The organism is Chryseobacterium gregarium DSM 19109 (assembly GCF_000430845.1).
Classification (GTDB): Bacteria; Bacteroidota; Bacteroidia; order Flavobacteriales; family Weeksellaceae; genus Chryseobacterium; species Chryseobacterium gregarium.
Window position 1 is genome coordinate 18,277 of record NZ_AUMU01000013.1, and the last position, 24,325, is coordinate 42,601.

The following is a 24,325-nucleotide window of genomic DNA, read 5'->3' on the forward strand; positions in this document are numbered from 1 at the left end:
GTGAAAAAGGGAGGGATATTTTGTATTCCTCCCTTTTATTTTATTATTTAAACCGGTACCCTACACCGGCCTGTAAAAAACTGATTTTGGTAGGCAAGCCGCATTTATTGACTTCAATAAAATTAAAATGATATCTTGCATCAGCAAAAAAATGATCGTTAATTTTGTATTCCGCACCTAAGAAAGGGAATAAGTTCAGCGACTTAATATCTTCATAGTTTCTGGATGTTGCTCCGTTGACCATCTGTTCTGTTTTTACCTTTTCAGAAATATTAAATCCGAAATTCATCCCGGCCGAAGCCGATAAATCTGGAATGATATAATACTTGACAGATATCGGAATCTGAATTTGTGTCAGTTGATAATCAAACAGTATGCTTCCCCTCTCTATAACACCGGAATCTGTAAAATCAACTACCGGGAAATCCTGCTTTCCGCCAAGCTGGGTGTAAAGTGCCTCCGCCTGGATGCTTACTTTTGACGATACAGGCTGTTCGGCAACGATTCCTACATAGAAGTAAGATTTAGAATCTAATTTGTTGTCGAAAAATTTCATGCTGGATAAGGAGTATCCGCCTTTCACACCGAAGCTCATTTCTGAATCAGCATTTGAATCTGCTTTTGTATTTTGCTGTATATCCTGTGCCTGTACAATGGTTAAAATTGCTGATAAGGCAATAAATAAAAAGTTTTTTTTCATGGTTTTAATTTGATGGTTTAATTTTTAGGCTAATAAAAAAGTACACGGATGAATGGTGTACTTAGTATGTTTTAATAATCGTTAAAGCTTTTTATCTTATCCATGCAGCTGCTTCCAAATGGCATCCTTAAGTTCCACAAGGCCTTCTCCGGTAACGCCCGAGAAAAACAGCGGTTGCTTATGTTCCGGGAATTCTGCGGCGATTTCCTTTTTCAGCTCCTCGTCCAGTAAATCGGATTTTGAAACGGAAACAATGAAATCTTTATCCAGCAGTTCCGGGTTATATTCCTTCAGTTCGTTCTCAAGAATTTTAAATTCCTGGAAATGATGCTCAGAATCGGCCGGAATCAGGAATAATAAGATAGAATTCCTCTCAATATGTCTTAAAAACCGGTGTCCCAGTCCTTTCCCTTCGGCAGCACCTTCAATAATCCCGGGGATGTCGGCCATTACAAAAGATTTGTAGTTCCGGTAATCCACGATTCCCAGGTTCGGGGTTAAAGTCGTAAATGCATAATCTGCAATTTTAGGCTTGGCAGCAGAAACGGCAGATAAAAGGGTGGATTTTCCGGCATTCGGGAACCCGACAAGTCCTACATCCGCCAAAATCTTAAGCTCAAAAACCACATAGCCTTCCTGTCCGTCCATTCCCGGCTGTGCAAACCTGGGCGTCTGGTTGGTAGAAGATTTGAAATATTCATTCCCTTTTCCTCCTTGTCCCCCTTCCATCAGGATGATCTCCTGGCCGTCTTCCATAATTTCGCCAATGATTTCCCCTTCCTCATTTTTAGCAATGGTCCCGATCGGGACTTCAATATATACATCAGCTCCGTACGCGCCCGTTAACTGGTTTTTCCCGCCGCCTTCACCACGGTCAGCTTTTACGTGACGCGTATAACGTAGGGGAAGCAGTGTCCATTCCTGGGCATTTCCTTTCATGATCACATGGCCGCCGCGTCCGCCGTCACCACCATCAGGACCGCCTTTCGGGATATATTTTTCTCGGCGGAGATGTGCAGAACCTGCACCGCCATGGCCGCTTTTACAATGAATTTTAACGTAATCTACAAAATTTGACATTTCTTATAATTAGGAGTTATGAGTTATGAAGCATGAGGTATGAATTGTAAGAAAGTATAACTCATCACCCATAACTTTTAACTATTTTACTTTTTCTACTTCAGCAAACAGCTTTTCGGAAATCTCGTTGATATCCCCGACACCGTTGATCTCAACATATTTTCCCTGTTGTTTGTACAGTTCGGCTACTTCTGCTGTTTTTGCGTAGTATTCTTTTATTCTGTTTTCGATAATCTCTACATTGCCGTCATCTGATCTTCCGCTAATTTCGCCTCTTTTCAGCAATCTTTCCACTAAAATGCGGTCTTCAACCACTAAAGAAAGACAAACGTCGATCTCATCATTGAGTTCTTCCTTTACGATTTTCTCCAGCGCTTCCGTCTGTACTGCGGTTCTTGGATATCCGTCAAAAATAAATCCTGCCGCATCACTTGGTTTTCTGATCTCGTCGATCAGCATATCCGTGGTTACCTGATCCGGTACCAGTTCTCCTTTATCAATGTACGATTTTGCCAGTTTTCCAAGTTCAGTGTCATTTTTCATGTTGAATCTGAAAAGGTCGCCCGTTGAGATCTGCTTTAAATTAAATTTCTCAATCAGATTTTGTGCTTGTGTACCTTTCCCGCTTCCCGGAGGGCCGAACAGAACAATGTTTATCATAATGTTAGTGATGCTATAAGCTTTATGCAGTACGTTGCAGGCTTTTTAGCTTTTTCAGTTAATATTTCTTTTTTACTTAGATCTAATTTTTAGAAGCCCATAGCCTAAGCTAAAAGCTCAGCACCGTTTTAATGGTTGATTTGCCCGTCAGACAGTTGATATAAATTCGGTAAATTTCTTCCCAATTCATCGTAATCCAGTCCGTAGCCTAAAACGAACTTGTTCGGAATCTCTTTTCCGATATAATCCAGTTTGAAATCTTTCTTGTACACTTCAGGTTTCAGAAGGAATGAAGCTATTTTTACAGATTTAGGGCGCTGGGTCTCGTTAAAATACTTAAAGAGGCTTTCCACCGTATTCCCTGTATCAACAATATCTTCTACAAGAATGATGTGGCGGTCTTTCACGTCTTTCGTCAGTTCCATTTTCTGGTAAACGATCCCTGTGGATTCCGTGCCTGCATAAGAGCTCATCTGTATAAAAGCGATCTCACAATGCCCTGGATAATGCTTCAAAAGGTCTGAGAAGAACATGATCACTCCGTTCAGCACTCCAATGAAAACAGGAATTTCATCCTTGTAGTCTTCATGAATTTTTAAAGCGGTTGCTTTTACAATTTCCTGAATTTCGGCATCCTCTAAATAGGGAACAAAAGTTTTGTCGTGAACTTTAATACTTTCCATAAAATTTTTAGTAGGCGGCAAAGTTACGGATTTTTGACGGAAATATTTTCGTGTTTATTTTCAGATTCATAAAATAAGGTATATTAAGCGTATTCTTTTTTATCTGACGTAATTTTCAGGGAATATTTTTTACAGATACCGTAATTCCTGTTCTTCCCAAAAGACACTGTTTTTAATGATGATGTCTGTAATCTGCAGCGGGAATAGTTTACAGACTCTACTCTTAAAAAGATATCAGCCGGTAATGGTTTACTTAATTTTACTTGTAGTCATTATCACACTGTGAATTCCCCTTCTCTAGCCCGGATTGCAGCGGCATCCTTTTTCTAAATGGCTTTGAAAAAAAGCACTGGCGAAAAAGATAAGCGGAAAACCGGAAACAGCTCCTGAAAATGAATGATACGTAATGATTGTAAATTCTTTCAAGATGCCAAAACAATTTGATTTAAAGCGAAAAAAAGAATTTTATTATCTTTGTAGCCCACAACCCAAAACAAAAGCAATGTAGAATACAGTTTCTTTCAGATATAATACAACAGTAACAAACTGGTTATTGAAGTCTAACCCTAATTAAGAAAGAAATTATGCTTTTTCTACACAATATATCCTTTGGGTTTCCCGCGGGGAACCTGCTCTTTAATTCTGTCAACTTAACGATACCGACTTACACCAAATCAGCTTTGGTTGGAAGCAACGGCACGGGAAAATCTACCTTGCTGAAACTGATGGCAAATGAAATCAAGCCATTGGAAGGAACTGTCAATATCCGGGGCACTCTCTACTCTGTTCCGCAGATGTTCGGGAATTTTAATCATCTGACAGTGGCAGAATGTTTACAAATCAATAAAAAATTAGAAGCCCTTCAAAAAATCACGAATGGGGAAGTGGATGAAATGTACTTTGAAACATTGAATGACGACTGGGACATTGAAGAACGCTGCCACATTGCTTTACAACACTGGAAACTTGAAGATTTGGATTTAAGCCAAATGTTGGAAAGTCTGAGTGGCGGACAGAAAACAAAAGTTTTCCTTGCTGGAATCCAGGTTCATCAGCCGGATATTATTTTGCTTGACGAGCCGACGAATCATCTTGATCTGGATGGCCGGAAGCTGCTGTATGATTTTATTGAAAAAACTAATTCTACCGTTTTGATGGTCAGTCATGACCGTGTTTTGCTGAATCTGGTGGATACCATTTTTGAATTAAGCAATCAGGGAATTTCAGCATACGGCGGAAATTATGATTTTTATGCCGGACAGAAAGAAATCGAAAATGAGGCGCTGCAAAACGATATCCATTCTAAAGAACGCGCTTTGAAGAAGGCAAAAGAAAAGGAACGCGAAACTCTGGAACGGAAACAGAAACTCGATTCACGGGGAAAAGGAAAGCAGGAAAAATCCGGTGTGGCGAGAATTATGATGAATACGCTGCGGAATAATGCAGAGAAAAATTCATCTCAGCTGAAAAGTATTCATGCGGAGAAAATCAATGATATTTCGGGTGATTTGCGGGATCTGCGTTCGTCTGTGAAGACTGCGGACCGGATGAAAGTGAATTTTAATGATCCGGATCTGCATTTCGGGAAAATCCTGATTACTGCGAAGGAGATTAATTACAACTACCATAAAGAATATCTCTGGAAGGAACATCTCAACTTAGAAATCCGGAGCGGTGATAGGATTTCGGTTAAAGGCGCAAACGGGTCTGGAAAAACAACGTTGATTAGAATGTTGTTAGGAAGTTTATCACCTTCTGTCGGGAAGATTTCGAGAACGGATTTTCAGACGATTTATATTGACCAGGAATATTCTTTGATTGACAGAAATGCGACGGTTTATGATTTTGTCCAACAGTTCAACAACAATGCGTTGCCGGAATCTGAAGTGAAAACCTTGTTGTCAAGATTTTTATTCGGAAAGGAAACCTGGGATAAAAAATGCGATGTACTGAGTGGCGGAGAACGGCTGCGGCTTTTGCTGTGCGGACTGTCCATCAGCCAAAAAGCACCCGATATGATCATTCTGGATGAACCGACGAATAATTTAGACCTTCAGAATGTGGAAATTCTTACGAATTCTATTAAAGATTATCATGGGACTTTGGTGGTGATTTCGCATGACGAGGTTTTTTTGAGGGAGATTGGGGTAGTGAGTGCGGTTGTTTTGACAGAGTAATTAAGAGATCCTAAACCTAACGGGTTTTAAAAACCCGTTAGGTTTAATAATGGTTGGAACCTTAGTGATGATCTCTCACAATGAAATTTTTTGAAGGAGATTGGTGTGATGTGAAAGTTTTGTTGGAATAACTTTATTATAGTAAATCTTAAATCAATTTGAAAAATTACTACTGAAAAAATTGTTTAATTTTTTCAAAAATAGATAGAACCTCATTTGAAGTTCTAGACTTAGCCTTGAAATCTAATTCCATTTTTTTATATTGTTGATTTACTTGCAATTTTTCTTCCTGAAGTTGTTTTTGTGTAAATTCTTCTGATTGTTTTTTCTGAGAAATCATTAAATTTATTTCTTTGATTATCCACTCATGAAAACGGAGTCTATTTTTTTGTGCGTTTTTTTCAGGACTGACTTCGGAGTTTGAAGCACAGTTATCTACCCAAGTATTTCCATATTCTTCCATTGACAACGATAAATGAATAGCAGCCACAGCCATATTCGGCTAATTGAATAGTTCCGTTAATGAAATCTTCATATTTATCAGTTTTGAAATTGGATTCATTATTTAGTTTGAAAGGTAACGAAGGATTGTGCTCAACTTCTTCATAATAATAATCTGAAAAATTAATTCTGTCAGTCAGATTAAAATTATGCTGATCAGTATTTATGATTCCATTTGCAATATTCAATAAGAACCATCTAAAGTCATCAGGGATTTTAACGGAAAACCTGTTCTCAAAATTTTCTATTGACTTTGGATTAGCTGCAGGTAAAAATTTATAGTCATTTTTAAAATGTTCTTTAAATTTTTCGATATGTATTTCAATTTCTGAGATTATATCTGGACTGATCATAATGTAATTTTTTATTCATTTAATTGCTACGAAATATCCATTTGCTGATGAAGAAGTATTATGATTTCTATTTCTTCATTTTCAATATTGACTTTATAAAATACAAAATGCGATTTATCCTTGAACAGAAATAGCCTTTTCTTACTTCACTATAATCTTTTCCGGATTTTGGATTTTCAGATAAATATTCAATTTCATTCATCAATAAATTGAAATAGTGATCTATCTGTTTTCAAACCAGGTTTTAAAAGTATAGTGCTAGATTTTTTCTAAATTATTGGATGCTTTCTTACTGATTTTATATTTCATTTAATCAGCAGAATATTTTTGGTAAGATTTTTTAAGAATTCTTTACGATCAAAATTCTCAACAAATCCGGATTTATTTCAAAGATATAGAAAATTATGTTTTTAACTCTTAAACCACATAATTTCCACCCATCCAAAAATAAAATCCCCCTCAAATTTGCCCACCCAATTTTTTAAAAGTAATTTTGCATGAATCTAAAATAAAAGTAAAATATGTCAACTTACGTAGTTGTAGGTCTTCAGTACGGAGATGAAGGGAAAGGAAAAATCACGGATGTTTTATCGGCAAAATCGGATTATGTGGTGCGCTTCCAGGGTGGAGACAACGCGGGTCATACAGTATATGTAGGTGAAGAGAAATTCGTGTTGCACCTTCTTCCGTCGGGAGTTCTTCAGTGCAAAGGGAAATGTATCATTGCAAACGGAGTGGTGGTCAATCCTAAATCTTTCATTAAGGAGGTGAGTCAGATCGAAAGCAAAGGCTTGAGAACGGATCACATTTTTATCAGCAGAAGAGCGCATGTTATCATGCCTTACCACATTCTTTTGGATACCTACCGTGAAGAAGAGCACGGAGGAACGCAGATCGGAACCACCAAAAAAGGGATCGGGCCATGCTACGAAGATAAGATTGCCAGAATCGGGATCCGGATGGTAGACCTTTTAAATCCTGAAATTCTAAGAGACAAAATCGAAAAAAACCTGAAGGTTAAAAATTCTCTTTTCGAAAAATACTACGGAAAACCGACTTTGGATGTTGAAGAAATTTACAATGAATTTTTAGAAATCGGAAAACAGCTTCAGGACAGGATTGTAGATACAGAACTGGAACTGAACGAAGCCATCAGAGACGGTAAAAACGTTTTGTTTGAAGGGGCGCAGGCATTGATGCTCGATATCGACTTCGGAACCTATCCTTACGTAACGTCATCTTCACCTTCTACAGGCGGAGTCTGTACGGGAGCGGGCGTTCCGCCGACATCCCTTCAGAACTTAATCGGTGTTGCCAAAGCTTATTGTACCAGAGTAGGAAACGGGCCTTTCCCATCTGAACTGGACAATGAACTGGGTGAAAGCATCAGACAGATCGGTGGTGAATTCGGAGCAACCACAGGAAGGCCGAGAAGAACAGGTTGGTTAGACCTCGTTTCTTTAAAGCATGCCTGCATGATCAACGGGATCAATAACCTGGTGATTACCAAGTTAGACGTTCTTACGGGAATCGAAAACTTAAAGATCGTAACCCATTATAAAACGGAAGACGGAAAAATCATCGATTATTTCACTTCGTCGACGGAAAAATTATACAACTATGAGCCGATCTACCAGGATCTGCCGGGCTGGAACGAAGACCTGACGAAAGTGAGAAGCTACGACGAATTGCCGGATACGGCCCAGAAATATATCGAGTTTATCGAAAAGTACCTGGGAATCAATGTTTACCTGGTATCTGTAGGGCCGGAAAGAAGCCAGAATATCATCAGAAAAGAATTATTCTAGGATAATAAATTAAAATATAATAAAGAGACTGTCAGTTTGATAGTCTCTTTTTTTTGTTATAGCAGGTTGCAGGCGTAACTCAAACAGATATTAAAAGATCTCATTCCCAATCTGATAAGGTTTTATATTTATAGTTTGAATAGCATATCTTGTTATTTACAGCATAGTTAAAGTTTGGCATTTATATGTAATTTTGATAAATGATGGTGATTTGATAAATTTATGGCAGATGTTTTGATATTAAATTATTATTTATCAGCAAAGGGTAATAAACTAATAATCTTAATTAATGCTTAAAAATCAAAAGGATGAAACACATGCATCAGAATCAGGAATTTCGTTTTAACGAAATTCTTTTCGAGCGCCGCAACAAAGAATACGGTGCTTATGTCTTAAGAAACGAATCAGATAAAATTTTAACAAAAGCGCTTTTCATAGGAGTGGGATTGTTGGCCGCAATTTCCTTAACGCCGCTGGCGGTTAAGGCATTTAAAGGTGATACTGTAAAGGAGCGAGTAGGTGTAATCGTTGATCTTATAGATCCTGTAATACCACCAGACGTTTTAGTTCCTACAGTAACTGTTCCACTTAAGCAGACTAAAGTTCCGGATGTAAAAACCGTTGACGACAGGTTGCCTGAACCGAAAGCTAATGTAACCAATGAAAAGGTGGTGGAAAAAATTGAAGGTGCTGTTTCAGGGGTCAAGAACAATGCGAATGGAGAAACTGCTCCGGAAAATACCTATGTTCCACAAGCACCGACTATCCATACAGGACCTGTTTCTGTATCTCCGCCCCTTAAGGTAGAACCTAAATATGAGGATCCTAATGGCATTTCAAGAGTTGTAGATGTTGAAGCAAGTTTTATGGGTGGTATTGATGCGTTCAGAAATAAAGTGATGAATAATTTTGACGGTTCCGGTATGGAATCTGACGGTGTGGTGAAAACAACCGTTACGTTCATTGTAGAAAAAGACGGGACTATTTCCGGACTTAAAGCGGATGGGAAAAATGCTGATTTCAACAGTGAAGCCCTGAGAACGGTTAAGTCGATTAAAGGAAGATGGGTTCCTGCCAAAGTTAAAGGCCAGCCCGTAAGAAGTTATTTCAAGTTTCCGATAACAATGAAGTTTGAAGGATAACTCCACTAACATAATAAACACTTATCCACAAAGAATTTTTTTTGTGGATAATTTTTTTTATCGTTAAATTGCTCATTAACAATATTTTAACTCAATTTTCATTTTATTCATTCATTCAGAGCAAGGAAAAATGTGTATTTTTGAGCCTTAAAGTTCGAATAATGGGAAAAATCATAGGTATCGCTAATCAGAAAGGGGGAGTCGGAAAAACAACAACAGCTGTTAATTTAGCCGCGGCATTAGGGGTATTGGAAAAAAAGATCCTGATCATTGATGCTGATCCTCAGGCCAACGCCACTTCAGGGCTTGGTGTGGAAGAGGTTAAGTATTCTACATATAATCTACTGGAACACAGTGTTGAAACCAGAACGTGTATCAAACGGACGGCAACACCTAATCTTGATATTGTTCCTTCCCATATCGACCTCGTAGCGGCAGAGATTGAACTGGTGGATAAAGAAGACCGTGAGTATATGCTGAAAAAAGCATTGCAGGAGGTAAAGGATGATTATGACTACATTATCATCGATTGTGCGCCGAGTTTAGGACTGATTACCGTTAATGCGCTTACTGCAGCAGATTCTGTGATCATCCCGATCCAGTGTGAATATTTTGCTCTGGAAGGTCTTGGTAAATTATTGAATACCATTAAAAACGTTCAGAAAATCCATAACAAAGACCTAGATATTGAAGGACTGCTTCTTACGATGTATGACAGCCGTTTGAGACTGTCTAATCAGGTGGTGGAAGAAGTGAATGCCCATTTTCCGGAAATGGTCTTTGAAACCATCATCAGCAGGAATGTAAGGCTCAGCGAAGCTCCGAGTTTCGGGGAAAGCATCCTGAATTATGATGCCGAAAGCAAAGGTGCGATCCAGTACATCCAGCTGGCGGAAGAAGTTTTATTGAAAAATGAAAAATTAGTAAAGAATTAAAAAGCGTATAGCAGGAGCTAAAGCTGAAAGCAGATATGAAAGACAAAAAAAGAGCGATGGGACGTGGTTTAGGCGCCATTCTGAGTGCCGAATCCAAAGCAACGATCAATTCCGCGACAGACGAAGGAGCGGATAAGTTTGTAGGGAATATCGTGGAAATTGCCATTGAAGATATTTATCCCAACCCGACGCAACCAAGAACTTATTTTGACGAAAAATCACTAAACGAACTTGCCCAGTCCATTACAAACTTAGGTGTTATCCAGCCGATTACCTTAAGAAAAGAAGGGGAAAGATTTGAGATCATCTCCGGGGAACGGCGTTACAGAGCCAGTAAGCTGGCGGGTCTGGATTCGATTCCAGCTTATATCCGCCTGGTAAACGATCAGGAGCTTCTTGAAATGGCCCTTGTGGAAAATATCCAGAGGGAAGATCTTGATGCTATTGAAATCGCGCTGACCTATCAGAGGCTGATGGATGAAATCGGGCTTACCCAGGAAAATTTAAGCCAGAGGGTAGGGAAGGACAGGAGTACCATCACCAATTCGATCCGGTTGTTAAGACTGAATCCTGACATCCAGAATGCCATCAGAAGCGGGGAGATTTCTGCAGGGCACGGCAGGGCGATCGTCAGTCTGGAAAATGAAGAGCACCAGCAGATTTTATTTGACCTGATTATTAAAGAAAAACTAAATGTACGCCAGGCTGAACAGGCAGCTACAGCACTGAAGAATCCAAAATCGGCAGCGGCAAAAAAAGCAAAAGTTGAACTGAACAACAATTACAAAAGAGCCCAGAAGGCCATTGCTGATATACTGGATGTAAAAGTTGAAATAAAAACCACCGGAAACGGTAAAAAAGGTAAAATTGTCCTGGACTTCAAAAATGAAGACGAACTGGAATATATTTTATCCCATATTAAATAAATGAAGAAAATATTTCTTATATTTTTTCTGTGCCTGTTTGCGGTTGCCTATTCGCAGGTGAATCCTAATGACACCATCCGGGTAGAATACCTTCCGAAAGACAGTGTGTCTGTAGAAAAAAACAATACCAGAACCGAAGCAAAAGTGGTTTCAGATCTTGAAAAAGCAAACGGACCGACCGGGAAAACCTTAAAACTGAATCCTACCAAAGCAGGGTTATATTCTGCTGTTTTGCCGGGATTGGGGCAGTTTTACAATAAAAAATACTGGAAAATCCCAATCGTATGGGGCGCCGTAGGTGCTGGAGTAGGTATTGCAGTGTGGAATGACAATCAGTACAGGAAATATCGTGAATATTATATTGCCAAGCTCAACGGGACCCCGAATGAATTTGTAGATACCCATCCGTGGCTGGATAAGGTGGCATTGGGAAATGCCCAGGACCGTGCAAAAAGACAGAGGGATTATGCCATTGCCATTTCAGGACTGATCTATATCCTGAATATTGTGGATGCTGTGGTGGATGCCCACTTATATGAAAGCCGCCATGATCCGGATCTGTCATTCAATCCGGCTGTTATTCAGGATCAATATGGATTGGCCCCTCCTAAAACAGGAGTAAGTTTAAGTTACAGGTTTTAATCATTTAATTAATAGATAAACTGTTCTGATGAAGCTCTTTGCATTAAAAGAACAGATAAAGAAGAAAATATGAGAATAGCATTAGTTGGATATGGTAAAATGGGTAAAATCATCGATGAGATTGCTTCGAAAAGAGGCCATGAAGTTGTTGCCCGCCTGAAAGAAACCCCAACTGCTGAAAACCTGAATCATCCGGATGTTGTCATTGAATTTTCTTTACCTGAAGTGGCTTACGAAAACATTAAAACCTGTCTTGAGAACAAAATTCCGGTGATCTGCGGAACCACGGGATGGGTGGAAAGAAAGCCCGAAATTGAAAAACTGGCTGTTGAAAACGGCACTGCCTTTTTATACGGCTCCAACTTCAGCCTGGGCGTAAACCTGTTTTTTGCGCTTAACGAAAAGTTGGCTGACCTGATGAAAAATGTCGATGAATATTCCTGTCAACTGGAAGAAATCCATCATGTCCATAAAAAAGATGCGCCGAGCGGAACTGCAATTTCCATTGCGGAAGGGATTTTTAAGAACAATCCTAAATTTGATGCGTGGAAGCTGGAAGAAACCCAGGGAAATCAATTGGGCATTTTTGCCATCCGTGAAGATGAGGTTCCCGGAACCCATAGTGTATTCTACAGAAGCGAAGTGGATGAAATTGAAATTAAGCACACCGCTTTCAACAGGAATGGTTTTGCACTGGGCGCTGTGGTTGCTGCAGAATGGATCAGGGATAAAAAAGGGAATTTTGAGATGAAGGATGTTTTAGGACTTTAATTTTGTAACAAAATCCCTACATTGCGGACTTATTGGATATAATAATCAAAGATACCGTTATTCCTTGTTTATTATCCGTTATTTATAGTATAGATTAGGCACAAAAATTTATGAATTATTTTTTAACTTATGCAGTATATGTTCTCATTTTATCTGTATTGATGGGAATTTCCACCTGGAAGCTGTTCAAAAAAATGGGGTATAATCCATTATTTTCCTTTATACCTTTTTACAATTACTTTATTATTTTAAAAGAAACAAAGCACCCGACGTGGTGGGCTGTTTTATCATATCTGCCGATTGTCGGACCGATCATGATGTCTGTTTTTCATCTGTACCTGATGAAAAAATTCGGGAAGAGTCTCTTCAAAGATCAGCTGCTTACCGTTATTCTCCCGTTCATCTACATGGCGACAGTGAATTACAGTAAAGATGTAGAGATTGAAGATGAAAATGATCTGTTCCTGACTGATGAAGAAAAGAATGCAAAGAAGAAAGATTCTTTTTTAGGGTCTATTACTTTTGCCGTAGTATTTGCTACCATCATCCACGTTTTTGTCACGCAGCCTTTCGGAATTCCGACAGGATCCATGGAAAGGACTTTGCTGGTAGGTGACTTTCTTTTCGTAAACAAGTGGAGTTACGGTTACCGCCTTCCGATGCGTCCGGTTGCCATACCTTTCTTACAGGGAACCATGTTTGATTCCGGTGAAAAAGGAAATCCTAAAGACGATCCGAAATCTTATGTTGACGGCATAAAATTACCATACGAAAGAATTTTGCAGTTCAATAAGCCTCAGCGTAATGACGTGGTGGTTTTTAATTATCCGCAGGATTCAGTGCACACCGCTATCGACAGAAAAGACCCTTATGTAAAAAGATGCGTTGCTGCTGCTGGTGATACTTTCGAAATGAGAGCCGGAAGGCTTTTCGTGAACGGGAAACCGGAAACTGTTTTGGGAGATCAGGATGTTCAGCATGCCTATACCGTTGAAACGGGAACTCAGCTTGATATTCCCGGGATGTACAATACCTACGGATTTCTGCCTGTAAGAGAAATGCAGAGTGATAAGGGCGGATTTACCTATATGTTCCAGGGCCTTACCGACAAGACGGCTAAAGAAATCAAAGCTTTACCCAATGTCATCAGCATGGAGGAAAATATTTACCCTAAAGATTCCGCTACGATTTCTCATAAATTAAATGCTGACAAAACAGCGTATACAAAAAGTATTGATACCACTCAGTCTATTTTCCCGATCAATAAGCCCTGGAATCAGGACTGGTACGGTCCTCTGAAAATTCCTAAAAAAGGTGACATAGTAACCATTAATGAGGAAACACTGCCGGAATACCAATGGATTATTAAGAAGTACGAACACAATACCTTAGAAAACAAAAACGGGAAAGTTTTCATTAACGGGAAAGAAACCAATCAGTATACTATCCAGCAGGATTATTATATGATGGTCGGAGATAACCGGGATGCGTCATTGGATGCCAGGTTCTTTGGTTTCGTTCCGGAAGAGAATATTGTAGGGAAACCGATGTTTACCTGGATGAGCCTTCAGGGAGCTTTCAAGGATGCCAGTTCTTCTTATCAGGCGCCGTTCAAAGTCCGCTGGGACAGAATGTTCAAAGCCACCAATACCGGCGAAGCAAATAAAACCTCTTACTGGTGGATCGCAGCCATGATTCTTATTCTGTTCTTCGGATGGGAATATTTTATGAAGCTGTTCAGAAAGAAGAAAACAGAAGATGATTAATTTTGAATGTTCAAAAATAAAACTTTTAATAGAGTACTTCTTACAGGAAGCTTTATTGTAACCCTTTTAATTATTGCAAAACTCTTTGGGGTTTTGCAATATGCTTATGTACCCCAAGCTGGAGGTGAACCAAATATTAAACGAAAGTCATTTGTAATTATTACCAATATTCTTCCTTATGAAAAATTTAAATTATTGACTTACAATCAAGATACTAAAGAATTTGGTAAAGGAGTTTATGTTCAAAGACTTGTAGGTGTAACAGGGGATAGGGTTCAAATTAAAAATGGTGACTTATATGTAAATAATAAATTGGTAGATGCGGATCTAAATCTTAAACATTCCTATAAAATAGATAGAGCTTTTGTCAATGATCTAATGATGAGAGGGGTTTCGGAAAATGAATTCTTTCAAATGAATGCTGATTATTTTGTTACTCAGCTAAGTAAAAATGAACTTAATGATAATTTTTCTTATGAAAGATTTATAAATCCCAATCCAGATTCTGAAATTATAAAAGTTTATCATAAAAACTGGAATGCGGATAATTTTGGTCCTATTACCATTCCACCAGGAAAAGTTTTCTTTCTGGGAGATAATCGTAATGCAAGTTTGGATTCAAGATATATTGGATTTGTTGATGAAGAAGAAATTACAGGAAGAATTGTTTATCCTAAAAATTAAAAAGAATATGCAAAATGTATTATTACCGGTATTTTATCTGCCGCCTGTTTCATGGTTCTCAGTATTTTTAAATCCTGAAAATGAAATTGTTTTTGAGCAGTTTGAAAATTTCCCCAAGCAGACCTACAGGAACAGAACCAATATTTACGGAGCCAACGGAAAATTATCATTAATCATCCCGATTGCCCATAATGGCAAAAGAGAACTGAAAGATATAGAGATTTCCTACCGTGAAGACTGGAAAGGCCTTCACTGGAAGTCGATTAAAACAGCTTACCAGAGTTCCCCGTATTTCGAGTTTTATGAAGATAAATTCAGGAAAATATTTGATGTACAGGAAAAATACCTGGTGGATTTTAACCTGAAAGCACTGGAAATTATCCAACAGATCATGAAAACAGAAAAGGCACACTCTTTGAATGTAGAATACATCAAAAATCCGGAAGAACTAAGTTTCAGGGAAAAATTTTCAGCAAAATCTCCTTCGGAATTTGAGATGGATGAATATTATCAGACCTTCTCAGATAAGCTGGGATTTATAAAAGATTTATCAATTTTAGACCTGATCTGTAACAAAGGGCCGGAATCCATGACTTATATTAAAAATATTAAACAATCATATTAATATGAAGCTGCCTGAAGAAATTTTAAGTGAACGCTTGAAACCGGACAGTTTCGTATGGATTTAAATAAATTATATATACATATGAAAAAGGTATTATTAGCTGCTGTTTTTTTAGCAGGATTCAGCTTTTCCTATGCTCAGGAAGCAAAGACAGGTGTTGATCCGAAAGAAGATAAAGATCTTATGACTTGGTATCACAAAGATTTTGCGGCAACAAAAGTATACGGGATTAATACAGAAAACGCATATAAATTTTTAGAGTCCAAAGGCCTTAAACCGAAAATGGTCACAGTAGGGGTTTTGGACAGCGGGGTTCAGGTAGATCATCCTGGATTGATTAAAAATGTATGGTCAAACCCTAATGAAGTTCCGGGCAACGGAAAAGATGATGACGGCAACGGTTACATTGATGATATCCATGGGTGGAATTTCATCGGCGGTAAAAATGCCGATATCGACATCGACAATATGGAAGTAACCCGCGTGGTTAAAAAATACAAACCTGTTTTTGAAGGCGATGATTCTGCAAAAAACAAAGCCAATCAGGCTAAAATGCCCGAAGACTTTGCCATGTACATGAAGGCCAAAGAGCTGTTTACCAAAAAAAGCGTTGAAGCGAGACAGAGCATCCAGATGTATACCATGATCAATGATGCCATTCCTACGATGGTAAGATTGTTAAACGGAAAACCTGTTACCCCTGAAAATGTGGCGGCCATAAAACCTGCGGAACAAAAAGAAGCAATGGCTGCTCAGGTTCTGACACAGGTTTCTCAAAGCCCTGAATTCAAAGGTAAATCTTCCGCTGAATTTGAAAAAGCAATGAAGGCACAAATGAAGGAAGCGATGGATTATTTCGGCCCTCAGGCAAAACAGTATGACCTGGATTACGATCCGAGAAAAGAAATCGTAGGAGACAATTATGATGATTATTCTGAAAAATCATATGGTAACAATCATTACGAAGGTCCGGATGCAGAGCACGGAACCCACGTAGCGGGAATCATTGCAGGCCTTCCGAACGGAAAGGAAATTCAGTACGGGGTTGCTTCAAAAGTAGCTAAGATCATGTCCGTAAGAACCGTTCCGAACGGTGACGAAAGAGATAAAGATGTGGCCAATGCGATCAGATATGCTGTGGACAACGGTGCCAAGGTTTTAAATATGAGTTTCGGTAAACCGGTTTCTCCGGGTAAAAGCGTGGTTTGGGATGCTTTTAAATATGCTCAGGATAAAGGCGTTCTGTTGGTAAAAGCAGCAGGAAATGAAAACGAAGATGTTGCCGAGCACCTCGCTTATCCTACTAATTTCAAGAATGTAGCCGATGAAAAACCGTTTGTAAACAATGTTCTGGTAGTAGGGGCAAGTACCAATGATAACAATGCTCTGAGGGCAAGCTTCTCCAACTTCAACAAAAAAATGGTGAATGTCTTTGCACCCGGACAGGAAATTTATTCCACAGTTCCTCATAATGAGTACAAATATTTACAGGGGACATCCATGGCTTCTCCTGTGGTAGCAGGAGCTGCTGCGGTTTTGTTAGCTTATATGCCTAATCTGACACCGGCTCAGATCATCGAATCTTTGGTAAAATCCAGCAATGCAAGCACGGCCAGTCAGTTTGGAGACTTTTCTCAGGCCGGAGGGGTGATTGATTTGAAAAAAGCTGCTGAATACGCCTATGCTAATTTTTACAACGGAAAAGCAGGCTCAGTAAAAAAGACTGAAAAATCCGCAAAAAAGGCTGTTAAAAAGTAAGATCTCTTCCTGTCTATAAGGTTGAATCATATAAAGTCCGGAATTTCCGGGCTTTTTTTATTTATATATTTCAATTTTGGCACGGTTTTTTGTGATTTGTATGTAAATAATAAACAACAAAATGAAAAAGTTACTATTTGCAGGGATGTTGGGAACATCACTCTTTGCAGTGTCTTGTTCCGGAGTCAAAAATGCACAGACCGCCCAAAATCAGAGATCAGAATTTCTTAAAATGAAAGGTGACTGGCAGATCGTCAGCATTAACTACGATAAACAATTTAAAATCAAGCCTTTTGATGATGGGGTTGATGCCCAGTGTTTCGTTGGAAGCCACTGGAGGCTGATTCCTAATAACTGGACGGGAGCTTATACCTTGAACGGGGGCGGAGCATGCGGAGCCGGATTTACACAGCCGATTAAGCTTGACGTAGTAAGCGGGAACACTTTTAGTTTTAAAAAAATCGCTGACGGAACAAAGGCGAAACAAAATACGGCAGGTTATACTTTAACATTAACAAGTCAGTCGACAGATCAGTTCTCTCTTGAACAAAATGTTCCTTTCGGCGGAGAAAATGTAAGGGTTACTTACAATTTCGAAAGAACAGGAATGAAATAATTAATATAAATAATAAACAAAATGAAATTTTCAAAAACATACATAGGAGCACTTTTCTTATCATCAACTTTATTGCTTACCAGTTGTGAGGCCGTACAGAATTCTAACCATCAGCAGAGAGGAACTGCAGTAGGCGTTGCTTCCGGTGCTGTATTAGGTGGTATTCTAGGGAATAATGTAGGAAGAGGAGGAAACGGAGCCATCGGTGCTGTACTGGGTGGAATTGTCGGTGGAGTAGCCGGGAATGTCATAGGTAATAAAATGGATAAGCAGGCAAAAGAGATTAAAGAAACATTGCCTGGTGCCGAGGTGGAAAGAGTAGGAGACGGTATTAAAATTACGCTGAACGAAAGTATTGTGAATTTTGATTTTAATTCTTCTGCACTGACCAGCACTGCCAAGACAAACCTGGATAAACTGGCTCAGGTATTAACCAATAATCCGGATACCAATATTAATATCTACGGTCATACGGACAGCAAGGGTACAGATTCATACAATATGAGCCTTTCAGAAAGAAGAGCAGATGCTGTAAGGTCATATTTATCAGGAAAAGGGATTGCATCGAACCGATTGTTTGCAAAAGGTGAAGGGGAAGCGATGCCGGTTGCTACTAACGACACAGAAGAAGGGAGAGCAAAAAACAGACGAGTGGAGTTTGCGATTACCGCTAATGAAAAAATGATTAACGAAGCTAAGCAGGGACAATAATTATCCCAGATATAAATATTTTCACAGATAACCGCTTTTGCGGTTATTTTTGTATTTTTATGCTGCTATTTTTTAAACCCCTATTTTTGCATTTGAACTCAGATAAATGAAGAAATATTTAAAGCTGCTCCGTGTAGAGCAATGGGTGAAGAACCTGTTTGTTTTTGTTCCTCTATTCTTTTCGGGCAGCATCAAAAACCTCGATTTATTAACCAAAAGTATATTTGCTTTTATTATTTTTTCTTTGGCGGCCAGTGCCGTTTATATTTTAAATGACTATAATGATATTGAGGCAGACAGGAAGCATCCGGAAAAAAGAAGAAGGCCGTTAGCCAGCGGAGCTGTTTCCAAATCAAAAGCTATAATCATTTTTGCAGCTCTTCTTGTTGCAGACACTGGGTTGTTTTTTTTTGCCCAGGCTTACTTTCAGGAGAGTTTATGGAAATTTGCGGTAATTGTAGGCTCTTATTTTGTAATGAATATTGCCTATACCTTTAAATTAAAGCATGTCCCGATTATTGATATTTCAATTATAGCTCTCGGATTTGTCCTTAGAGTACTGGCAGGCGGATATATGACAGAGATCAGTATCTCGCAGTGGGCTATTCTGCTTACTTTTGTTCTGGCATTGGTATTGGCGATAGGCAAGCGCAGAGGTGAATTGATCAATGCGCAGGTTTCCGGAAAAACAAGGCGGTCACTGGATGGATACAACGTACAGTTTGCTGATATTACGCTGTCCATTTCCGTAACACTGGCCATTATTTGTTATCTGATGTTTACGCTGTCGCCGGAAGTGCAGGCGAAATTCCATTCCAGGGTTTTTTATACCGTAATTTTTGTCGTTTTTGCCTTTTTAAGATACCTGCAGCAGACTTTGGTATATAACAGAACGGAATCTCCCACTAAAATTGTTTACCGAGACCGATACATCCAGGTCACTTTATTATTGTGGATTGCTGCATTTTTAATCCAAATTTATTTTAAAAAATGAAGCCGAATTTTATACAGAAAGTCTCCAATTGGGGTAACTATCCCGTAGTGGAAAAGGAAATGAGGTCTGATGACAGCTTCCGGAAAATAAAACAGTTTATACTTGACCATAATGAAGTGATTGCAAGAGGAAACGGAAGATGCTATGGTGATGCTTCATTGGCCGAACATATATTTTCAACAAAAAAATTAAATAAATTCATCAGTTTTGACCGGTTGAACGGGATTATAGAATGTGAATCCGGGGTCCTGCTTTCGGACGTGCTTGACATTGCCGTTCCGCAGGGCTACTTTTTATATGTGACTCCGGGAACAAAATTCGTTTCCGTAGGCGGAGCCATTGCCTCTGATGTGCACGGAAAAAATCACCATGCCGAAGGATGTTTCTCAGAATATGTTATTGAGTTCAAACTGATGATTGAGAACGGTGAAATCATCACCTGTTCAAGAGAGCAGAATACAGACCGGTTCTGGGCTACCGTCGGGGGAATGGGGCTTACAGGAATTATCCTGACCGCTAAGTTCAAGCTTAAAAATATTGAATCTGCCTTCATCCGTCAGGAAAGCATCAAAGCAGATAACCTGGATGAAATTTTCAGACTGTTTGAAGAAAGTGAAAGTTGGACCTACACCGTTGCATGGATCGACTGCCTGCAGAAAGGAAAAAATGTAGGAAGGAGTATTTTGATGAGGGGGGAACACGCTTTTCAGCATGAGCTTCCTCAGAATTTAAGAGATAAACCGCTGCGGCTGAAGAAAAAATTTGAGCCGACGGTCCCTTTTTATTTTCCGAGGTTCGTATTGAATGCTCTGACGGCAAAGCTTTTCAATCTGCTGTATTTTAATAAACAGAGAAAAAAAGAAATTAAAAATTTCATCGACTACGAAACCTTTTTTTATCCTTTGGATGCAGTTCATGAATGGAACAGAATATACGGGAAATCAGGTTTTATTCAGTACCAGATGGTAATTCCCAAAGAAAGGGGTAAAGAAGGCATGACGAAAATTCTGGAGGCCATTGCCAATAGTGGGAACGGCTCGTTTTTAGCCATTCTCAAGCTGTTTGGAAAGCACAATCCGGAAGCCTACAATTCTTTCCCTGTGGAAGGCTATACCCTCGCCCTTGATTTTAAGGTGAATTCTAAACTGAAAAAAATGGTCGAGCAGCTGGACCGGATTGTGGAAGAATTCGGAGGCAGGATTTACCTTACCAAAGACAGCATGAGCAGATCATCGCTGACGAATTACCTTAAAAATACGCAGAGCTCAAAATTTGTGTCTTTGCAGCACAAAAGAATTATAAATAATAAGTAAGCCAAATGATCGTTTTAGGAAGTACATCGGAAGTGGCACAGGCTTTTGTAGAAGAAGCCCTCAATCAAGGGGAGAGATTTGAAAAAATCTATCTGCTGACCTCCAATAAAGAAACGGCCGAAAGATTTGCCCGGCATATTGATGTGAAGTTTCTTCAGCAGGCAGAAGTCATCGAATTGGATCTGATGAAGAAAATCGACTATATGCGGTTTGAAAAGATCAGCTCGAACCTCCTGTTCTGTGCAACGGGATATTTGGGTGAAGGGACCGAGGAAGGTTTATATGACAATAAGAATACGGAAATGATCATTGATGTCAATTACTCAAAATTAGTTCCCGTGATGAACTATTTTGCCCACAAATTCGAAAGCAGGAGATCGGGAACAATTATAGGATTGTCATCTGTGGCCGGAGACCGCGGCAGGCAGAGTAATTTTATTTACGGAAGTGCCAAAGCAGCTTTTACCGCGTATCTGAGCGGATTGAGGAATTATCTTTTTGATAAAAAAGTCCACGTCATGACCGTAAAACCGGGGTTTATGGCGACAAAGATGACCGAGGGTCTCCCGTTAAACCCGGCACTGACAGCAACTCCGAAACAGGCCGCCGCTTCTATTTTTAAGGCCTATAAGCATCAGAAGAATGTTGCCTATGTTCTGCCGGTGTGGGGAATCATTATGATCATCATCAGGAATATCCCTGAATTTATATTTAAGAAATTGAAACTTTAAATTTGCCTGCTGCTGAAAACAGAAGATTACGGGATGGTGAAATATTTTACCGTTTAAAAATATGAGATTTAAAATATCTCTGTCATCTTCACCTTTAATACATTAGATAATTGACAATGAAAAAACTGTATTGCTTTGATTTTGATGGTACTCTGACGTATGGGGATACAATGTTTATGTATCTGAAATTTTACGATCCCACAAAATTCCGGCTGCAGTTTTTGAAGCATGTTCCGCTTTTTATTTTATTGAAATTAAAGCTTGCGGAAACTGAAAAAGTGAAAAAAAGTTTTATCGGCTCTATCCTCAAAGGACAGACACAGGAAAAAATTGAAAAAAAATCCCGTCAGTTTTTTGAAGAACACTATCCTAAAATTGTGCGGGAAAATGCACTAGACTTTATTCAGAATATTGACCGTAATCATACCCAGAGCTTATTGGTTACCGCATCGCTTGATATATGGGCCAAGCCTTTTGCAGAAGCCTTTCAGATGCAGCTGGTTTCTACGAAAGCCGAGTTTAAAAACGGGATTTTCACAGGGAATTTTATCGGTAAAAACTGTAACGGAAAAGAGAAGCTGGCAAGAATCCAATCGGAAATCAGTGATAATAAATACGACAAAATTATTGCATTCGGAGACACTTCCGGAGATAAACCGATGCTGGCCTGGGCAAATGAGGGACATTATCAATTTTTTCACTAATTTTGGGCGGTGAAATTAGATTAATAAGGATTTACGCAAACCGTTGATTTTTCCTTATTGTCAGAGCAATTACATATTCGGTCAAATTAAATATTCAAAGTAAGAATGAATAAAATATACTTAGATAACGCTGCTACGACTCCTCTTTCGGAAGAAGTTATCGATGCAATGGTGGGTACCATGAGAATGAATTTCGGAAACCCGTCTTCTACGCACAGCTTCGGACAGGAAGCGAAAATCCTTATTGAAAATGTAAGGCGGCAGGTGGCAGACTATCTTCATGTAACCCCGGCTGAGATTATTTTCACCTCCTGCGGTACAGAATCCAACAACATGATCATCAAATCCAGTGTTGAACATCTTGGGGTGCAGAGAATCATCAGTTCTCCTTTGGAGCACAAATGCGTATCTGAAAGCATCCTGGATATGAAAAGCAGAAAAGGGGTAGAAGTAAACTATATCCGTCCCAACCAGAAAGGCGATATTGATCTTCATAAGCTGGAAGAACTGTTAATGGCTTCTGATAAGAAAACACTGGTAAGTTTAATGCACGCCAATAATGAGATCGGAAACCTGACGGATATTAAAAAAGTTGCGGAACTATGCAAAATTCACGGCGCTCTTTTCCATTCGGATACCGTACAGACCATGGCTCATATGAATCTGGACTTTTCCGATATACCGGTTGATTTTGCATCCTGCAGTGCCCATAAGTTTCACGGGCCTAAAGGAATAGGTTTCGCCTTTATCAGAAGATCAAGCGGATTGAAAGGGATTATTACCGGCGGGCCTCAGGAAAGAAGTTTAAGAGCAGGAACTGAAAATGTGGCAGGAATTGTCGGGTTGGGAAAAGCACTAGAATTGTCTCTTGCCCATCTGGAAGATTATACAGTCCACATGCAGGAAATAAAAAGGTATGCTGCAGAAAGACTTACCGCAGAAATTTCGGGAATCAAATTCAACGGAAGGAGTGATGAGATGGAAAATAGCTTGTACACGGTTTTAAGTGCTTTGCTACCGTATAAAAACCCGTTGATCGGGCTTCAGTTAGATATGAAGGGAATTGCCATTTCGCAGGGCAGCGCATGCTCATCAGGAGCTTCAAAACCTTCAATGGTAATGATGATGGTGCTGTCTGAAGATGAAATGGATCACTGTACGCCTTTGCGGATCTCATTCAGCCACATGACTACAAAAGAGGATATTGATTCGCTAGCTGATGCGCTGAAGGAAATTTCAGGTGCTTTTGTTATAGAAAATACAAATGTTGAGCATAGATAGCAATATACTCCAAATGGCGTAATTTTGGTGTCTGATTAAGAACAGGAAAAGATATAATATTAATTAAATAAAAAAATAAAATGGCTTTAGAAATTACGGACAGCTCATTTCAGGACACGGTTTTAAAATCAGATAAACCGGTATTGGTAGACTTTTGGGCAGTATGGTGCGGACCTTGCAGAACATTAGGACCGATTATTGAAGAAGTAGCAACAGATTTTGAAGGGAAAGCGGTAGTAGGAAAAGTAGATGTTGACAACAATCAGGAGATTTCTATGAAGTACGGTATCAGAAATATCCCTACGGTTCTTATTTTCAAGAACGGTGAAGTGGTAGATAAATTGGTAGGAGTAGCTCCTAAAGAAGTGATCGCTGAAAAACTGAGCGCACACTTATAAAAATAATAAGTTTGATAATGAATGCCTTCCGTTACTGGGAGGTATTTTTTTTATAAATAGTTTGCATATCACGAAAAAAGTTGTACTTTTGCCATCACAAAAAAGAAACGAAGTTCTTTAAAAAGAAACAACAGTTAAGAAATTTGATCCGGTAGTTCAGCTGGTTAGAATGCCGCCCTGTCACGGCGGAGGTCGCGGGTTCGAGTCCCGTCCGGATCGCAAAAGTTTTCTCAATTTCTTAAAAAAATTGATCCGGTAGTTCAGCTGGTTAGAATGCCGCCCTGTCACGGCGGAGGTCGCGGGTTCGAGTCCCGTCCGGATCGCAATCCTGTAAATAATTTTACAGGATTTTTTTTGTTTATATAT

At 39.2% G+C, this 24,325-nt stretch carries 25 protein-coding genes and 2 tRNA genes; 21 read left to right on the forward strand and 6 right to left on the reverse strand.

Features of this window, described 5'->3' with window-relative positions; translation table 11 throughout:
- Window positions 1–43 precede the first annotated feature (43 nt).
- The 4 genes from H561_RS0114710 to hpt all read right to left on the reverse strand — a co-directional run bounded on the left by H561_RS0114710 (window position 44) and on the right by hpt (window position 3,123).
- Entirely contained in the window at window positions 44–700 is a 657-nt protein-coding gene (locus H561_RS0114710) for a porin family protein (RefSeq protein WP_027387710.1), read from the reverse strand.
- A 96-nt stretch (window positions 701–796) separates the two neighbouring features.
- On the reverse strand, window positions 797–1,780 hold the full coding sequence (gene obgE, locus H561_RS0114715; RefSeq protein ID WP_027387711.1) for a GTPase ObgE: 984 nt from the start codon (window positions 1,778–1,780) through the stop codon (window positions 797–799).
- Window positions 1,781–1,861: 81 nt separating this feature from the next.
- Entirely contained in the window at window positions 1,862–2,440 is a 579-nt protein-coding gene (locus H561_RS0114720) for an adenylate kinase (protein ID WP_027387712.1), read from the reverse strand.
- A gap of 128 nt (window positions 2,441–2,568) precedes the next feature.
- Entirely contained in the window at window positions 2,569–3,123 is a 555-nt protein-coding gene (gene hpt / locus H561_RS0114725; protein ID WP_027387713.1) for a hypoxanthine phosphoribosyltransferase, read from the reverse strand.
- A 584-nt stretch (window positions 3,124–3,707) separates the two neighbouring features.
- On the opposite strand from hpt, the gene H561_RS0114735 reads away from it, so the two are divergent.
- On the forward strand, window positions 3,708–5,300 hold the full coding sequence (locus tag H561_RS0114735; protein ID WP_027387714.1) for an ABC-F family ATP-binding cassette domain-containing protein: 1,593 nt from the start codon (window positions 3,708–3,710) through the stop codon (window positions 5,298–5,300).
- A 169-nt stretch (window positions 5,301–5,469) separates the two neighbouring features.
- Here the strand turns inward: H561_RS0114735 and H561_RS0114740 are convergent, their stop codons facing one another.
- Entirely contained in the window at window positions 5,470–5,763 is a 294-nt protein-coding gene (locus H561_RS0114740; protein ID WP_027387715.1) for a hypothetical protein, read from the reverse strand.
- Window positions 5,732–6,154, reverse strand: a complete 423-nt coding sequence (locus tag H561_RS0114745; protein ID WP_027387716.1) for an SMI1/KNR4 family protein — start codon at window positions 6,152–6,154, stop codon at window positions 5,732–5,734. The genes H561_RS0114740 and H561_RS0114745 overlap by 32 nt, the downstream gene beginning before the upstream one ends.
- Before the next feature lie 521 nt (window positions 6,155–6,675).
- On the opposite strand from H561_RS0114745, the gene H561_RS0114755 reads away from it, so the two are divergent.
- From H561_RS0114755 to H561_RS0114850, 20 genes are all read left to right on the forward strand, one after another.
- Window positions 6,676–7,962 carry an adenylosuccinate synthase gene (locus H561_RS0114755; RefSeq protein WP_027387717.1) on the forward strand — a complete coding sequence of 429 codons (1,287 nt, stop codon included), beginning with the start codon at window positions 6,676–6,678 and terminating at the stop codon, window positions 7,960–7,962.
- Window positions 7,963–8,270: 308 nt separating this feature from the next.
- Window positions 8,271–9,104, forward strand: coding sequence for an energy transducer TonB (locus H561_RS0114760; protein WP_027387718.1), 834 nt, complete (start codon window positions 8,271–8,273; stop codon window positions 9,102–9,104).
- A gap of 161 nt (window positions 9,105–9,265) precedes the next feature.
- Window positions 9,266–10,039: a ParA family protein gene (locus H561_RS0114765; RefSeq protein WP_027387719.1), complete on the forward strand. Its 774-nt coding sequence runs from the start codon at window positions 9,266–9,268 to the stop codon at window positions 10,037–10,039.
- Window positions 10,040–10,074: 35 nt separating this feature from the next.
- Entirely contained in the window at window positions 10,075–10,965 is an 891-nt protein-coding gene (locus H561_RS0114770; protein WP_027387720.1) for a ParB/RepB/Spo0J family partition protein, read from the forward strand.
- On the forward strand, window positions 10,966–11,607 hold the full coding sequence (locus H561_RS0114775; RefSeq protein WP_027387721.1) for a DUF5683 domain-containing protein: 642 nt from the start codon (window positions 10,966–10,968) through the stop codon (window positions 11,605–11,607). It begins immediately after the preceding gene.
- A gap of 42 nt (window positions 11,608–11,649) precedes the next feature.
- Window positions 11,650–12,378 (forward strand): 4-hydroxy-tetrahydrodipicolinate reductase, encoded by a 729-nt coding sequence (gene dapB, locus H561_RS0114780; protein ID WP_081411668.1) that lies wholly within the window; start codon window positions 11,650–11,652, stop codon window positions 12,376–12,378.
- Between the two features lie 110 nt (window positions 12,379–12,488).
- Window positions 12,489–14,144, forward strand: coding sequence for a signal peptidase I (gene lepB, locus H561_RS0114785; RefSeq protein WP_027387723.1), 1,656 nt, complete (start codon window positions 12,489–12,491; stop codon window positions 14,142–14,144).
- A gap of 6 nt (window positions 14,145–14,150) precedes the next feature.
- Window positions 14,151–14,828, forward strand: a complete 678-nt coding sequence (gene lepB / locus H561_RS0114790; RefSeq protein ID WP_027387724.1) for a signal peptidase I — start codon at window positions 14,151–14,153, stop codon at window positions 14,826–14,828.
- Window positions 14,829–14,835: 7 nt separating this feature from the next.
- Complete coding sequence (locus H561_RS0114795) at window positions 14,836–15,453, forward strand: WbqC family protein (RefSeq protein WP_027387725.1); 618 nt, start codon at window positions 14,836–14,838, stop codon at window positions 15,451–15,453.
- A gap of 81 nt (window positions 15,454–15,534) precedes the next feature.
- Entirely contained in the window at window positions 15,535–17,211 is a 1,677-nt protein-coding gene (locus tag H561_RS0114800; RefSeq protein WP_027387726.1) for a S8 family serine peptidase, read from the forward strand.
- Between the two features lie 121 nt (window positions 17,212–17,332).
- A complete protein-coding gene (locus H561_RS0114805; RefSeq protein WP_027387727.1) occupies window positions 17,333–17,827 on the forward strand; it encodes a lipocalin family protein in 495 nt (164 codons plus the stop codon).
- A 21-nt stretch (window positions 17,828–17,848) separates the two neighbouring features.
- Entirely contained in the window at window positions 17,849–18,538 is a 690-nt protein-coding gene (locus H561_RS0114810) for an OmpA family protein (protein WP_027387728.1), read from the forward strand.
- 106 nt (window positions 18,539–18,644) lie between these two features.
- Window positions 18,645–19,532 carry a decaprenyl-phosphate phosphoribosyltransferase gene (locus tag H561_RS0114815; protein ID WP_027387729.1) on the forward strand — a complete coding sequence of 296 codons (888 nt, stop codon included), beginning with the start codon at window positions 18,645–18,647 and terminating at the stop codon, window positions 19,530–19,532.
- Window positions 19,529–20,845 (forward strand): FAD-binding oxidoreductase, encoded by a 1,317-nt coding sequence (locus H561_RS0114820; RefSeq protein ID WP_027387730.1) that lies wholly within the window; start codon window positions 19,529–19,531, stop codon window positions 20,843–20,845. Before H561_RS0114815 ends, H561_RS0114820 begins: the two co-directional genes overlap by 4 nt.
- 5 nt (window positions 20,846–20,850) lie before the next feature.
- Window positions 20,851–21,576: an SDR family NAD(P)-dependent oxidoreductase gene (locus H561_RS0114825; RefSeq protein WP_027387731.1), complete on the forward strand. Its 726-nt coding sequence runs from the start codon at window positions 20,851–20,853 to the stop codon at window positions 21,574–21,576.
- 116 nt (window positions 21,577–21,692) lie between these two features.
- The gene (locus H561_RS0114830; protein ID WP_027387732.1) at window positions 21,693–22,280 is read left to right on the forward strand and encodes an HAD family hydrolase; all 588 of its coding nucleotides are present in this window, start codon (window positions 21,693–21,695) and stop codon (window positions 22,278–22,280) included.
- Between the two features lie 105 nt (window positions 22,281–22,385).
- Window positions 22,386–23,561, forward strand: a complete 1,176-nt coding sequence (locus H561_RS0114835; protein WP_027387733.1) for a cysteine desulfurase family protein — start codon at window positions 22,386–22,388, stop codon at window positions 23,559–23,561.
- Window positions 23,562–23,641: 80 nt separating this feature from the next.
- Entirely contained in the window at window positions 23,642–23,959 is a 318-nt protein-coding gene (trxA, locus tag H561_RS0114840) for a thioredoxin (protein WP_027387734.1), read from the forward strand.
- A gap of 145 nt (window positions 23,960–24,104) precedes the next feature.
- Window positions 24,105–24,178 (forward strand) — tRNA-Asp (locus tag H561_RS0114845).
- A 30-nt stretch (window positions 24,179–24,208) separates the two neighbouring features.
- Window positions 24,209–24,282 (forward strand) — tRNA-Asp (locus H561_RS0114850).
- Window positions 24,283–24,325 lie beyond the last annotated feature (43 nt).